The 14,246-nt window shown below is 65.2% G+C and carries 12 protein-coding genes; 5 read left to right on the forward strand and 7 right to left on the reverse strand.

The window, feature by feature from the left end; translation table 11 throughout:
• The 4 genes from ABCN56_RS08075 (at nucleotide 1) to ABCN56_RS08090 (ending at nucleotide 6,360) form a co-directional block, all read left to right on the forward strand.
• Entirely contained in the window at nucleotides 1-930 is a 930-nt protein-coding gene (locus ABCN56_RS08075) for a glycosyltransferase family 2 protein (RefSeq protein WP_343080296.1), read from the forward strand.
• Entirely contained in the window at nucleotides 930-2,258 is a 1,329-nt protein-coding gene (locus ABCN56_RS08080; protein ID WP_343080297.1) for an O-antigen ligase family protein, read from the forward strand. Before ABCN56_RS08075 ends, ABCN56_RS08080 begins: the two co-directional genes overlap by 1 nt.
• A complete protein-coding gene (locus ABCN56_RS08085) occupies nucleotides 2,258-3,673 on the forward strand; it encodes a lipopolysaccharide biosynthesis protein (RefSeq protein ID WP_343080298.1) in 1,416 nt (471 codons plus the stop codon). Before ABCN56_RS08080 ends, ABCN56_RS08085 begins: the two co-directional genes overlap by 1 nt.
• 341 nt (nucleotides 3,674-4,014) lie before the next feature.
• Nucleotides 4,015-6,360 carry a glycoside hydrolase family 9 protein gene (locus ABCN56_RS08090; RefSeq protein WP_343080299.1) on the forward strand — a complete coding sequence of 782 codons (2,346 nt, stop codon included), beginning with the start codon at nucleotides 4,015-4,017 and terminating at the stop codon, nucleotides 6,358-6,360.
• Here the strand turns inward: ABCN56_RS08090 and ABCN56_RS08095 are convergent.
• From ABCN56_RS08095 to ABCN56_RS08125, 7 genes are all read right to left on the reverse strand, one after another.
• Nucleotides 6,353-7,630: a polysaccharide biosynthesis/export family protein gene (locus ABCN56_RS08095; RefSeq protein ID WP_343080300.1), complete on the reverse strand. Its 1,278-nt coding sequence runs from the start codon at nucleotides 7,628-7,630 to the stop codon at nucleotides 6,353-6,355. The two genes, ABCN56_RS08090 and ABCN56_RS08095, sit on opposite strands and share 8 nt — an antisense overlap.
• Before the next feature lie 100 nt (nucleotides 7,631-7,730).
• Nucleotides 7,731-8,459, reverse strand: coding sequence for a hypothetical protein (locus tag ABCN56_RS08100; RefSeq protein WP_343080301.1), 729 nt, complete (start codon nucleotides 8,457-8,459; stop codon nucleotides 7,731-7,733).
• A gap of 269 nt (nucleotides 8,460-8,728) precedes the next feature.
• Nucleotides 8,729-9,145, reverse strand: coding sequence for a thioredoxin family protein (locus ABCN56_RS08105; protein ID WP_343080302.1), 417 nt, complete (start codon nucleotides 9,143-9,145; stop codon nucleotides 8,729-8,731).
• A 16-nt stretch (nucleotides 9,146-9,161) separates the two neighbouring features.
• On the reverse strand, nucleotides 9,162-9,875 hold the full coding sequence (locus tag ABCN56_RS08110) for a cytochrome c biogenesis CcdA family protein (RefSeq protein WP_343080303.1): 714 nt from the start codon (nucleotides 9,873-9,875) through the stop codon (nucleotides 9,162-9,164).
• Nucleotides 9,876-9,933: 58 nt separating this feature from the next.
• Nucleotides 9,934-10,809, reverse strand: a complete 876-nt coding sequence (locus ABCN56_RS08115; RefSeq protein WP_343080304.1) for a DMT family transporter — start codon at nucleotides 10,807-10,809, stop codon at nucleotides 9,934-9,936.
• A 138-nt stretch (nucleotides 10,810-10,947) separates the two neighbouring features.
• The gene (locus ABCN56_RS08120) at nucleotides 10,948-11,235 is read right to left on the reverse strand and encodes an HU family DNA-binding protein (protein WP_343080305.1); all 288 of its coding nucleotides are present in this window, start codon (nucleotides 11,233-11,235) and stop codon (nucleotides 10,948-10,950) included.
• A 132-nt stretch (nucleotides 11,236-11,367) separates the two neighbouring features.
• Nucleotides 11,368-12,852 carry an AMP nucleosidase gene (locus ABCN56_RS08125; protein WP_343080306.1) on the reverse strand — a complete coding sequence of 495 codons (1,485 nt, stop codon included), beginning with the start codon at nucleotides 12,850-12,852 and terminating at the stop codon, nucleotides 11,368-11,370.
• Between the two features lie 209 nt (nucleotides 12,853-13,061).
• On the opposite strand from ABCN56_RS08125, the gene ABCN56_RS08130 reads away from it, so the two are divergent.
• The gene (locus tag ABCN56_RS08130) at nucleotides 13,062-14,222 is read left to right on the forward strand and encodes an acyl-CoA dehydrogenase family protein (RefSeq protein WP_343080307.1); all 1,161 of its coding nucleotides are present in this window, start codon (nucleotides 13,062-13,064) and stop codon (nucleotides 14,220-14,222) included.
• Nucleotides 14,223-14,246: the final 24 nt, after the last annotated feature.

Consider the following 14,246-nt stretch of genomic DNA (forward strand, 5'->3'; position numbering starts at 1 on the left):
ATGAACGGCCCGGTCTCCAGCCCCCGCTTTGCGGTCATCATCCCGGCCAGGAATGCAGAAGCCTACCTGGGCGAGACGCTCGACAGCCTCGATGCGCAAACCGACCGCGATTTCGAGGTGGTCGTGGTCGACGACGGCTCGACCGACGCGACGGCCGCGATCGCACGCGAGCACGGGGACCGCGATCCGCGCTTCGGGACGATTGCCGGCCCCAGCCGCGGCGTCAGCGCCGCGCGCAACCTCGGGCTGTCGCACTCCACCGCCCCCGTTGTTCTGTTCCTCGACGCCGACGACCTGCTTCTGCCCGACAGCCTCGCGCGGTTCCGCGCGGCGCTCGATGCCTCCGATGCGCCGGCGGCGCTGGGCGTCGTCGCACGGATCGCGGAGGACGGATCGCCCCTTCCCGGCAACGACAACGTCGCGCTTGCGGGTACGGACGACCATCTTACGAAACTGCTGCAGAAGAACTTCGTCGTGAACGGCGGCGCGCTCGCGATCCGTCGGGAAACGATCGAAGCCAGCGGCGGCTACGACACCGATCTTGCCTATGGCGAGGATTGGGAATTCTGGTGCCGGCTGGCGGAACGGGGCGACTTCGCGCTGATTCCGGGTGCCCCGGTCCTGTCCTACCGTCAGAGGGCGAGCGGCGCGAACTACCGCGCGCGGGGGTCGGTGCTTGCCCGAAATGTGCCCTGCCTGATGAAGATCTCCGCCAACAGGTCGCTCAGGAGCCGCTACGGGCGCGAGCTGGACCGGATCCTTCGCAAGCGCCAGATCGACATCTTCTGGTCGGGCGTGCGCAGCGAATTCCAGTTCGGAAGCAGGCTGCGCGCACTCGTGATCGCATTCGGCGGCATTCTGCTGTATCCGGACAGTATCGCCCGGCCGAGCCTGGCCCTCCGCTTTATCAGGAGCCTTGGTAGCAAGTGATGACGGAACGGTACCTATCGCTTTCCACGATGCGCAGGGCGGTCACCCACGAGATCGCGGGACTGGCCTACGTCATGGCGGTGATCTTCCTGATCGGCAGCGACTTCTTCAACATCGTCGTCGGTCCCGGCCCGGTCACCGCCGGCGGGCGGATGGCGATGCTCGGCCTGCTGGTCGTCTGGATCGTGCGCAACCTGCCGTCCCTTGTCCGTGGCCTCGTTTCCGCGCCCGAACTCACGGCTTTCATCGGGCTGGCGATGATTTCCCTGTTGTGGAGCGCATATCCCGAGGTGACCCTGGACAAGCTCTATTCCCTTGTCATCACGACGTTCGCAGCGATGACCCTCGGCGGCAAGGTCTCACTCCGGACGTTGTTCATCGCGCTCGGCATTCTGGCGCTTTACGTCGTCGTGGCGAGTTTCGGTGCGATTGCCGCGATCCCCGAAGCGCGTGGCATTCCGCCCTGGGACAACGCCTGGCGCGGCGTCTTCAATCACAAGAACGGGCTCGGCGGGGCCAGCATGTTCATGCTCATCTACTCGAGCGCAGCATTCATGGTGACCACGGGGCGAGCCAGGACGATGTTCCTGCTTGTCGCGATCGGCTCGGCGACGCTGCTCCTGGCCTCCCAGTCTCGCACCTCCCAGATCCTCGCCCTCCTCTCCGTGGGTGCGCTTTTCATCGGGCTGGCGCATCGCCGCTGGGCCACGGTCTGGGCCATGAGCCATCTTGTGATCGTTTCGATGGTGGTCGGCGGAGCCTATGTCCTGTTCGCCAGCAGGGCGGTCGATCCGGTCTTCGACCTGATCGGACGGGAGCCGACCCTGTCCGGGCGCCTGCCGCTGTGGGCGATCACCTGGCCGCACGTCGTCGACCGTCTCTGGCTCGGCCACGGTTACAGCGCCTTCTGGGTGCCGACGTCGCAAAGCGTCATCGATCTTTCCCGCAGCCCGACCATCGGCTACATCCCCTGGTATTCCCACAACGGACTGATCGAGACGCTCCTGAACACGGGCGTCATCGGCCTTGCCCTCTTCGTCGGTCACCTGCTGCGGACCTTCTCCGCGATATTCAACGGCTTCCGCATCCGGGAGACGCGGCACCTGATCATCGTCGCCCACGTGATCATCGTCGGTTTCCTCCTTCTGAATGTCACCGAAAGCAGCGTCCTTTCGCGTGAAAGCCTGACGTGGATGGTCTTCGTGGCGCTGTCGACCAAGCTTGCCGTGATAGGCAACGCGGCCAAGCGCAGCTTGCGACGGCCGGTCAGCCTCACCATGCGGAGGCCCGAGTCGGTCGAGCCTGCCATTGCCCAGGCCGGCTCCTGATGGCGTGGTTCTTCCTTCCGCGCATCCTGGCCGCGGCGATGACACTGGTCGTGCTCATCGTCCTGACGCGCATTCTCGGCCCGACGGATTACGGCCGATACAACATCATCATGGTCTACGGCACCGTGGGCTTTTCGGGGATCTTCGCCTGGCTCGCCGCCGCGATGACGCGTTTCCACTCGGCTCCCGAGTTCGATGGAAAGGCGGTGGCAATCGCGCTCGGAACCGGTCTCCGGTTGAGCCTCGCGCTCGTGCCAATCGCGATCCTCGGGTATCTCCTGCTTCCGGAATCGTTCCGCTTCGTCGTGGTGCTGGGAGCGATCTTCTGCCTGTCGCACGCGGTCCATGAAATCGGCCTCGTCGGGCTTCGCGTCTATGGTGCGGGCCCGACCTTCGCCATCATGGCGCTCCTGCGGCCGGCGCTCGGCGTCGCCCTCGTGATGGCGTTCGTCCACATGGGCGGAGGTTACGCAAGCGCGCTCATGGGCATGGCGGCGGGGTCGGCCGTCACTGGCATCTACGCGCTCTGGATCGTCTACCGGTTCTCGGGGATCGCTCCCCCGAACCGCGTCGCGCTCAGGAACTTCTTCACCTTCGGCGCGCCGCTCGCGGTCGTCTCCTCGGGCACGATGCTTTACGCGCTTCTGTCCCAGTCCTCGCTGGCTGGTCTGTCGGGCCTCGACACCGTCGGCATCTTCGCCGCAGCGCTGACGCTCTCCATGAGGGCGATCGGCATGCCGATGAGCATGCTGTCCGTCGCCTCCGCCGCGACGATATTCCAGTCCTTCGAGGAACACGGCCTCGAGGAATCCAACCGCGAACTCGCGCGCCACTTTTCGCTTCTAATGCTCGTGTCCGTTCCGGTGGCCGCAACGATGATCTTCGCCAACGACACGGTCACGAAGGTGGTTTTCGAGGGCGTATTCCAGTGGGAAGTGTCGAAACACCTGCCACTTCTCGCCCTGGCCGCCTTTCTCAGCGGCGTGCAGGGGTGCTACTACGACTACGCCTTCACGCTGGCCCGCAAGACCGACCTCCAGCTCTATATCATGGGCGGCCTCATCGCGGTCCATGCGGCCGCCTCGTTCGGCCTCGTCTGGATTCTCGGCCCGATCGGGGCGTCCTGGGCGGCGCTCTTGACCGCGGTTCTGGGCCTTGTGACCTATGCCTACCTTGGGAACCTCATCCGACCCATTTCGCTGCCCGCCGACGAGGTCCGGACCATGGGGCTGGCAACGCTCGTGTATGCTCCGTTCGCGATCCTCGCCGACAACATGGACTCCATCGCCACCGCCCTTCTGCTGCTGACGGTCGGGGGGATCACGGCCCTGGTCGTGCTTTACATCGCCGGCCACCAGGGCCTTCGGATCGTCGTCGGCCGCCTGCCCGGCGCGCAGCGGCGTTGGGAGGAGTGACAGCGTTTGACTCTGGAGCACGGATTCTTAACCTGTCGCCAAGAGGTGGCCGACAAGCCCATCGGCAGCCGACGTCCGGAAACGGACTGGAAGGGGAACTGGAGTATCAAGTGACAGCCGGTAGCGGACATCCGACCCGGAGAGCTTTCATCGCACGGCTTATGGCGACCGCCGCCTGGCCCATTGCAGCGAGCGGAGCCTTCCCGGAACGTGCATTTGCGGCCCCCATATGCGAGGGGGCGTCCGCGCCGAGCCTCACCCTTACGGTTGGACGTTCCGGCGACAGATGTCTCCAACTGCTTCTGGAAGAGCATTTCCTGGACATTCCAGCCCCTGTCGAAGTGCCGAAGGATGCCGCGCTCGATTGGTCACCCAATCCCGACGACCGTTTCGGCGGCAAGGGCCGCTTCGGCGGTGTTGCCGGCAACTTCTCCGGCCGGAACAACACGACGACGCCGCAGCTTTTCTTCCCGTGGCCGATGCTGACAGGCCAGGTTCCCCATGTCGTTGACCCAAGGGAGGCCAGCTGGACGGGGGCCTTGCCGGCGGACATCCCGGATACCTGGGAGGTCCTCGTCGACGGCTCGGCGGTCGCGGTGGAAGCCGTATTCCGCAAGACCGTACCCATCCGAACGGCGCGCACCGAGCCCGAGAACCTCGTCCACGACAGCAGGCACCTTCTGTCCCTCATTCTGGCCAGGCCGGTTCCGCCGGGTGCCCGGATAGAGATCCGCGCGCCCGGCCTGGAGGTTCCGGTCGCGACGGAGTCGCGCCCGCTTCCGTCCGAAGCGGTGCACGTCTGCCATGCCGGCTATTCGCTCCTTGGGCCGAAAAAGGCCTATGTGGGTCTCTGGCTTGGCGTGGACCGGAATGGAAATCACGGAAGCACCGATCGCTTCCTGTCGGACAACACCACCTGGCGTCTCGTGGACGATGATACCGGCGAGACGGTCATGCTGGGTCTGCTTCGCCTCTCGAAGCCCGTGGACGAACCGCACCTCGAAGACCTCAATTTCAACGGCTGCGATATCTACGAGGCGGATTTCTCCCTTCTCGATCATGCCGGCACCTTCCGGGTCGTGGTCGACGGCTTCGGCAGCTCGGTGCCATTTCAGGTCGACGAGAATCCCTATGCCGAAGTGTTCCGGCTCGCCGCCCGCTGGTATTTCCATCAGCGGTCCGGCTGCGCGATCGACGCGGAGCATGGCGAAGGCAGGGTGCGTCCGCGCAATGGTCACCCCGAGGACGGGCTGGCGATCTGGCAGACCGGCGTCCAGCTGGGGCGCACTTCCGAAGGCTTCATGTGGGAGCCCTACTCGCCCGTCTATCTCGCGCGGCAGCCCAGGGACGCGGCCAGCCCCGACGCCTGGGGCGGATGGCATGACGCCGGCGACTGGGACCGCCGCGTTCAGCACATGGACGCCGTCTACCAGATGGCGACCATGGTGGAGATGTTCGATTCCGCCCGGAACCTCCACATGAACATCCCCGAAAGCGGGAAGACCTTCGCCGATCCCGCCGTGCAGGCACGCAAGAACGCGGACGACCTTGGCGATGGCGAGACCGTTCTTCCGGACCTGATCCACGAGGCGCTCTGGGGGGTTTCCCTGTGGCGGCGGACGCAGATGCCGGATGGCGGGATCATCGGCGGGGTCGAATACTCCCTCGACGGGATCGCCGGTTCCGTGTCCTGGAACCCGCTGCAGCGCACCTATGCCTACGCCCCGGAGGAATGGGCGGCCTACAGGTTCGTGGAAGGCGCCGCGAAGCTTGGGCACGTCATCGCGACGGTCTGCGGTGACGAAGTGCTTGGCGCGGCATTGCTCGCCGAGGCGGAGGAAGCCTGGACCTGGGCCGAAGCCCAATACGCCTCAGGCAGCGCCAACGATAGCGAGACATCCGCGAAAAACGTGGGCCGCTCCCGCCTTCGTGCCGCTGCCGCACTCTATCGCGCGACCGGAAACCCCGATGCGCGGCAGGCATTCGACATGCATAACCCGTTCCTGCCCAGGTCCCCGGAGGGCAATTTCGACACCGGTCCGGGCCACTACTCCTACGCCTGCTACGACTACGTACTCGCCCGCAAGGAAGGTCGCTCCGTCGACGACGAGATCGCGGACAAGATTGCCGGCTGGGTTGCGGGCAAGCTGTCCTGGGAACAGCGGATCGGCCAGGACTACGGCCTGCACAACACGAGCAAGTATGGATGGGGGGCGGGCTGGTTCCGGTTCGGTCCCGGTTCGAACTGGCGCGCGGGGGAAGTGGGGCTCGACTATCTCGCGACCGGCGGAAACGCGGCGCGGATCAGGGACATCGTCATCGAGGGCATGTGGTTCGGACTAGGCTGCAATCCTTCCAACACGTCCTTCGTGCAGGGGCTCGGCAAGCGCGACTTCGGAGACCCGCTGGTCGTGGACCTCGAAGGCTTCTGCATGGTGCCCGGGCAGGTCTCTCTCGGGGTCGCCGCCGGCGAGATGCGCGACTTCGAGAAACAGAAACTCGCGCGCGCGATCCATCCCGCCAGCCAGGACCAGTGGCCGCGCTACGCCCAGATCTTCGAAAGCAGCAGCGCCGTCCTCTGCGCGGAGTTCGACATGAGGGGCAACGTCCTGGAATGGCTGTTCGCCTGTGGCTTCGCCTGCGAAGTCATCGAGAAGGCCAAGGCTCACAAGACCGGGGTCAATTGAGCCCGGCCGAATGTCCCCTGGGCTGTTCCAGCTTGACGATGAGCGTGTCGCCGGGTTGAAGCTCGCTGTCGAGGTCAAGCTCCACCCGGGAGTCCTCGCCCTTGCTGCGACGCAAGGCCAGCACCGACACGTGCAGATCGGACGCCATGCCAAGCTCGCCCAGACCGCCTGCGGTTCCCGAGAGGTTCTGCGCGTATAGGTCCATCTGGAGCCGGGTATCGAGGACTTCGCTATAGGTTGTCTCGCGGTCGGTGAGAAGCGCGGCAAGGCGGTCCTCCTCGTATTCGTTCAGCTCGCGCTGCAGTCGCGTGACATCAAGCTCCGCGTCGGCCAGCAGTTGCTCGATCTCCAGGAGTCGCGTCCCGGAAAGCACCGTGGTGCGGCGGATGTCGGCAAGGCGCGTGGCCGGCGCAAGACCCTTTTCAAGAAGGTCACGCGTCCGCTCTTCCTCCTCCTCGTCCGAGGCAAGGAGTTCCAGCTGCTTTTCACGCTGCTGCTGAAGAATCGCAAGCCGAGCCTGGGCTTTCTCCAGCCCCTCCGCCAGGAAGGCCCGGTCCCCTTCTTCGTTCTGCCGCTTCACTTCCATGATGCGGGTCTGTTCGCGAATGAGGTCGCCCAGGACGTCGGCGGAAATCGCGACCTGTTCCTGCGAGGGCGGCGGTGCTTCTGGATTGTCGTCAAGCTCCGCGCCAATGCGCCAGAGGCGGACGAGCGATACCGCATGATCCAGGGCCACGCGCGCATATTCGTTCTGCCAGCGGACGATCTGCACCGGGTCCGTCATCTGGACGTCCGACAGAAGGCTGCTGCGGGCACCGCCGGCAAGCGCCATAGCCCGGCGCGCCGTCAGGCCCGGCCGGAAAACGACCTCGCCCGGATCGGCGACATCGCCCGAGACGACGACGGGCCGGTATTCGAGAATTTCGAGAAAGACGTCGTCGTCGGTAAGCTGGATCAGGCCCAGTTCGCCGTCCTGGTTGTATCTCTTGATGATCCGGCCGCGCGCCATTTCGCGCACGTCCTGGAGGACCTCGTCGAGCGTCCGGTCCGCGGCATGCACGCGGCCAAGCCAGACGAGGTCGAGCGTGCCGTCGAGGCCCACCACCGTTTCCACGTCGGAAGCCGCCAGTCCCATGATCGAGAGCTTGATCTCGTCTCCGGGGCCGATCAGGAACTCGGCCGCCGCTTCGCGGATCGTTCCCACCGTGGATACGGCCGCCACGACCAGACCCGCCACCAGTGCCCGGAACCTGGCCCGGAGCGGGTTCATTCCGTTTGTACTCACTCTCTCTGGATCACCGGAGAATACCATTTCAACATCCAATCAACTTGCAGGGCCGATGCCCGAAGGGTGTCTCTATATCCTTGCCTCACTGACTTTTCCAGCCATCCGAGGCAACGTGGGCTACATTGTCAAGCACATCCCGCATCTGCCGGAGGCCACGCAGGGCAAGCCAGGCGAATATCACGGCACCGTGAATGACGAAGGCGCGGTCCGCCTCCGACGGCAGCAATACCAACCACAGTGACGCGAAAACCAGCAGCCGCACGATCCGCGCCGGAAAGGTCTGGGATTCCTTCCGGGTGTAGCGATAGACGATGTAGGGCAGCCAGCGGCGCATGATCTGCGCGAAGACCAGCGCCGCGCCGGCGGGCGACAGCGGAAAGATCAGGGCCGGGCCGGCGTATTTGGCGATCTGCAGCGGCAGGTAGACGAAGACCCGCGTCATCTTGTCGATGTGGTTGTAGAGACGGAACACCAGGCGCATCGCCACGAGCAGCGCGACCCAGATCGCCAGAAGCCCGGCGAAGACGCCGGCGCCACCCGACCCGCCGCCGAAGACCTGAAGGTGCGATATGCCGCTGAGCCAGGCGAAAGCCACGCCGGCCGCGCCAAGCGCGATCGCCCAGGCCCAGGCGATCGAAGCCGAATACCCGTTCTCGAAATCCTTGAACCCGACCGGGACATTTGCGTCCACCTCGAACTTCGACGCCACCAGGTCATTCTCGTAGTAGCCAATCTCGTAGACCGACCAGAACGAGAAATGCAGGAACAGGATCGACAGCGCGACCTCCAGGGGCGCAGCGGTGAACGGCACGAATGCCAGGAGCTCTATCGGAAAGTCGTCACCGAGATTGTCCTGAAAGAACGGGAACCCCGTACGGGGATCACGTTTGCCGCGCGACGCATACTCGAGGGGGAGGTTACGAAACGAAAACCGGCTCATGATCACCCAAACACAATCTGGCGCGCGGCCCCAAGTCGCGGGCGCGAACCTTCTCACAACCTGCTCAGTATGACCCCAAGTAGGCTGAGCGGCAAACCCTTATCCCCCCGATTCCGGCCATGCTTCCCGGGATTCGGCGCTCAGCTTGGCGCCGCGGCCGCGAGCGCCGTGTCCATGAGGGCCTTGATCTCGTCACGGCCGGTTCCTGCGACGATGCGGCCGAGTTCCTCGTCGCCCTTCAGGACGACGAGCGTGGAACGGCGCGGGATGTTCATCTCCGCAGTGATGATGTCGTCCTTCCAGGTATCCCAATCCACCACGATGAACGTGATCAGACGCTCGTAGTCCGGGTTTTCCGCCTTCAGTGCGTCCATCACCCGTTCCTGCGCCTTGCAGGTCGAGCACCAGGTCGCCTTGAAATCGAGGAAGACCGTCTCGCCCGCCGCCAGCCGCTCTTCCAGCAGTCCCGGTTCGTAGGCGATGGGTTCGGCCCTCGCGGCAAGCGGCGCGGCGAGCGTGACGGCTGCGGTGAGAGCGAGAAAATCACGGCGGTTCATGTCTGTCTCCGGATGGTCAGATGGATACGGAAAAGTTCTGAAGCCAGATCGGCAGATGTTCGATCGCCCAGGCTTCGATCACGTGGTTGAGGCCGGTCAGGATCATCACAGCCACCCCGACGAAGGCCAGGCCCAGGATCGGGCGGGCCTTTTGCGCGATGGCCGTCATCAGCGCTCGCCGCTTCTGGAGAAGGCCGCGAGCGCCGTAGGCCACGGCAACAATGACCGTCGAAACGCCCAGCGCGAAGGCCAACATGATCGCGCCGGCCTCGACAAGGCTCCCGCCCTGCGCCGCAAGACCGATCGCGCCGCCGAGCGTGGGGCCGATGCATGGGCTCCACACACCGCCCAGAAGCGCGCCTCCCAGGAACTGGCCGGGAAGTCCCGTCATGTCCAGCCGCCCCGCTCCGGCATCCGCACGCATCGCGAAGCCTTCGGCGGCGAGCGCGAAGCGTGCGCCGAAACGCGGAACGAGGAGCACAAGGCCGAAGCCCAGCATCATCACGGCCGCCGCCCGGATCACGCCGTCTTCCGACAGGCCGAGGCTTCGGCCGGCCGAGGCGACCGTCAGCCCGAGGCCGACGAAGGCGAGGCTCATCCCCGCCGCCATCGTTACCGGCCCCCATCGGCCCGCCTGCAACGACGCGGCCAGCACGATCGGCAGGACCGGCAGGATGCAGGGGTTGATGAGCGTCAGGATGCCCGCGCCATATCCGAGGATGAATTCCATACGCGTCAAGCTGCCGCAGCTTCAGGCTGTTGTCACATGACAAGAGCCTGACGCGGCTTCACTTCGCCGCGACGGCTTGTTTCGACAGCTGCACGGCGAGGATGCCCGCCGCGATCACCGCAACCCCGATCAGGTCCCACGGCCCGAGCTTTTCGTTCAGCAAGGTCGCAGCGACCGCGACGCCGAAGAAAGGGTTGAGGAAGTGGAAGGTCGCGGCCTTCACCGCACCGATCCGGTTGACGAGCAGGAACCAGACGACCGTCGCAAGGAGCCCCGGCACCAGCGTGGTATAGGTGAAGGCAAGCGCAAGCCGGGGCGTGAAGTTGACGGTCCCGGTCTCGAACAAAAGCGCCACGACGGCGAGGACGGCCGCGCCCACGAACATCTGGAGCCCCACGATCATCATGACGTTCCCGCCGGAAGATGCCCCCCGCACGGTGAGGGTCGCGACCGCCAGCGCCAGCGCCGCGATGAAGCAATAGGCGAGACCCGGAAGGTCAACGCCACCGGAAAGCCGTGTCCCCATGATCAGGACTACGCCCGCGACCCCGGCGACGAGCCCCGCGAGCCCGAGGGGTCGCACCCTGTCGCCGAAGACCGCCCAGCCGATTCCGGCGACCATGAGCGGCATGGTCGAGGCGATGATCGCGGCCAGCGAGGCTTCGACCACGCGCATGGCCACGAAGTTGAGACCGAGGTAGAGCGCGTTCTGGCTGACCCCGAAGATGACCACCGAGCGCCACTGAGCCCGCGTCAGCCGCCAGGTCTGCCCAAGCGCAAGCGCGATCCCGACGCCCAGCGCGCCAGAGATGACGAACCTCAGGGCCAGCGCCGACAGCGGGGGCGCATCCGCCACGATCATCCGTGCCGAGGTGAAGGCAGAGGACCACATCAACGCGAAGGCGAGGCCCATCAAGATCGCACGAATGTCCATGAGATTTCCCGCCCGACGCCTCTCGCTCCGCTCGTAACAGCCGCCCGCGAACTTGACCAGAGCAGGCGGGCGCGCTCCCGAAACGAAAACGGGCCGCGCGAAGGCGGCCCGTTCCAGACTATCCGTCCGATCGTGCGATCAGGCGTTCACGCTGTCCTTCAGCGCCTTCGCGATCGTGACCTTGACCACCTTGTCGGCGGGCTTGGTCATGGTTTCGCCGGTGGCCGGGTTGCGGACCTGACGCTCGGGACGCGCGCGGCAGAGGACCTTGCCGATGCCCGGCAGCGTGACAGCACCGCCGGCCGCCACTTCCTTGGTCACCACCGAAGCAATCGCGTCGAGGGCCGCCGAGGCGGTCTTCTTGTCCGAGCCCATCTCTTCAGCCAGAGCGGCGACGAGCTGGGTCTTGGTCATCGGTTTCGACATATTGCGCTTCTCCTCACTGTGTCCCCAATTTTTAGGGGTTATGCTCGAAATTTAACGGCATGTGGTGGTCCTACACTACGTTTCGTGGGCTCTGGCAAGCCTTTTCGTCCAAGTCGGCCTTTTTTTCATGGCTCAGAGGAACGCCGTTTCCTCGAAACTCCGGAGCTTCCGGCTGTGGATTCGCTCCAATGGCATTTCCCGCAGGCGCTCCATCGCGCGGATGCCGATCTCCAGGTGACGGCCCACCTGGGTCTTGTAGAACTCCGTCGCCATGCCCGGGAGCTTCAGTTCGCCATGCAGCGGCTTGTCGGAAACGCAGAGAAGCGTCCCGTAGGGTACGCGGAAACGAAAGCCGTTCGCCGCGATCGTCGCGCTTTCCATGTCGAGAGCGATGGCCCGCGACTGGCTCAGCCGCTGGACGGGTCCCGACTGGTCGCGCAACTCCCAGTTCCGGTTGTCGATCGTGGCGACCGTCCCGGTCCGCATGATCCGCTTCAACTCGTAGCCCTGGAGTTTCGTAACTTCCGCGACCGCCTCCTGAAGCGCGATCTGGATCTCAGCGAGCGCCGGGATCGGCACCCAGACAGGCAGGTCGTCGTCCAGCACGTGGTCCTCGCGCAGGTAGGCATGCGCCAGGACGAAATCGCCCAGCGACTGGCTGTGCCTGAGGCCCGCGCAGTGGCCCACCATCATCCAGGCGTGAGGACGCAGCACGGCGATATGGTCCGTCGCCGTCTTCGCGTTGGACGGGCCGACGCCGATATTGACCAGCGTCACGCCCGCGCCCTTGTGGCGCTTCAGGTGGTAGGCCGGCATCTGCGGAAGCTTCGGCAGCACGGGCATCTCGCCACCGGGGTCCGTGATCTCAACGTTCCCCGGTCCCACGTAGGATTCGTAACCGCTCGACGGGTCCGCAAGCGCGCGGCGCGCGAAGGCGTCGAACTCGTCTACATAGAACTGGTAGTTCGTGAACAGGACGTAGTTCTGGAAATGCTCGGCCGCCGTCGCCGTGTAGTGCGACAGCCGAGCGAGTGAATAGTCGACCCTCTGAGCGGTAAAGGGGGCGAGAGGGCCCGACCCGTCGGCGTTGGTGAAACCGAATCCGTTCACGATGTCGTCGTTCGTGGTGGACAGGTCCGGCACGTCGAAGACGTCGCGGAGCGGAAAGTCCAGAACGCCCTCCTGCGGGACGGTGACGGCCGGATTGGACGCGACCGCGAAGTGAATGGGGATCGGCGTGGACGAAGGCCCGATCGTCACCGGCACTCCGTGATTGAGCACCAGGAGACGAATCTGCTGGCGCAGGTAGTTCCGGAACAGGTCCGGCCGCGTCACCGTCGTCGCGTAGGTTCCCGGGCTCGCGACATGGCCGAAGCTCAGGCGGCTGTCGGCCTTGGCGTGGCTCGTTGTCGTCAGACGGATTTCGGGGTAGTAGGCCCTGACCCTCGCCGGCGGGCGCCCTTTCGTCAGCGTTTCCACGAACTTCTCGTGCAGGAAGCGCGTCGCCTCCGCGTAAAGCTCCTCCAGCCGCGCGACTGCGGCGTTGAAGTCGTAGAACTGCTGCGGCTCGGCCGTCGGCGGAGTGAGCAGGGGCAGCGTCTGGTCGGTCGCGTTCATTCGGGTCTTCCGGTCCTTCTCGCGCGCCGGTTCCCGCGCTGGGCGCGGCCGGTCGGTATCTGACCAGGACGGAAAGGCGCGTTTTCCATGCCGGAGTCTGGCACCGCCCCTTGTGACGCGCAAGGCGCGATACGGCCGGTGCGGCATGTCGCAAACAGGCTAGGCAGGATCGTTTCAGGCCGCCTAGGCTCGCCTGCGGAGGTGCCCAGATGCAATACGGCCTGACCGATGAACAGGAGATGATCGCCGCGACCGTGCGAAGCTTCGTCGAGCGCGAGATCTATCCCCACGAGGACGAGGTGGAACGCTCCGGGACCGTGTCTCCGGAACTTGCCGAAAGGATCAAGCGCAAGACGATCGAACTCGGCTTCTACGCCTGCAACTTCCCGGAGGAAGTAGGAGGCGCCGGGCTGACGCATCTCGAATTCGCGCTGGTCGAACGGGAACTTGGTCGCGGCTCGATGGCTCTGACCCATTTCTTCGGGCGGCCGCAGAACATCCTGATGGCCTGCAAGGGAGAGCAGCGCGATCGCTACCTCCTTCCGGCCGTCCGCGGCGAAAGGATGGATGCCCTCGCAATGACCGAGCCCGGCGCCGGGTCAGACATCCGGGGCATGAAGACGACGGCGCGCCGCCAGGGTGGCGACTGGGTCGTGAACGGGCAGAAGCATTTCATCTCCGGCGCCGAGCACGCCGACTTCGTCATCGTCTTCGTGGCGACGGGCGAGGACCACACGCCGAAGGGCCCGAAGAAACGTATCACGACCTTCCTTGTCGACCGGGGCACGCCGGGCTTCACGATCCGCGAGGGGTATCGCTCGGTTTCGCACCGAGGCTACAAGAACATGATCCTCGACTTCGACGACTGCCGCCTTTCGGACGCGCAGGTGCTGGGCGAGGTCGATGGCGGTTTCGAGGTGATGAACACCTGGCTCTATGCCACCCGCCTCACCGTGGCGGCTTTCTGTGTCGGCCGCGCGCGGCGCGTCTTCGACCACGCGATCGCTTATGCCGCTGAACGCGAGCAGTTCGGCCAGAAGATCGGCAAGTTCCAGGGAATAGGCTTCCAGCTGGCCGACATGATCACCGAGATCGACGCGGCGGACCTTCTGACGCTCGCCGCCGCCGACCGGCTGGACAAGGGCCTACCCTCCAACCGCGAGATCGCCTCGGCCAAGCTCTACGCCTCGGAAATGCTCGCCCGCGTGACGGACGCGGCGATCCAGATCCACGGAGGGATGGGTCTGATGGACGACCTGCCGCTGGAACGCTTCTGGCGCGACGCGCGCGTCGAACGGATCTGGGACGGTACGTCGGAGATCCAGCGCCACATCATCAGCCGCGACCTCCTGCGGCCGCTCGGAGCCTAGGAACTTCATGCTCCCCCGTATCGA

Source organism: Ostreiculturibacter nitratireducens (assembly GCF_032670585.1).
GTDB classification, from domain to species: Bacteria; Pseudomonadota; Alphaproteobacteria; order Rhodobacterales; family Rhodobacteraceae; genus Ostreiculturibacter; species Ostreiculturibacter nitratireducens.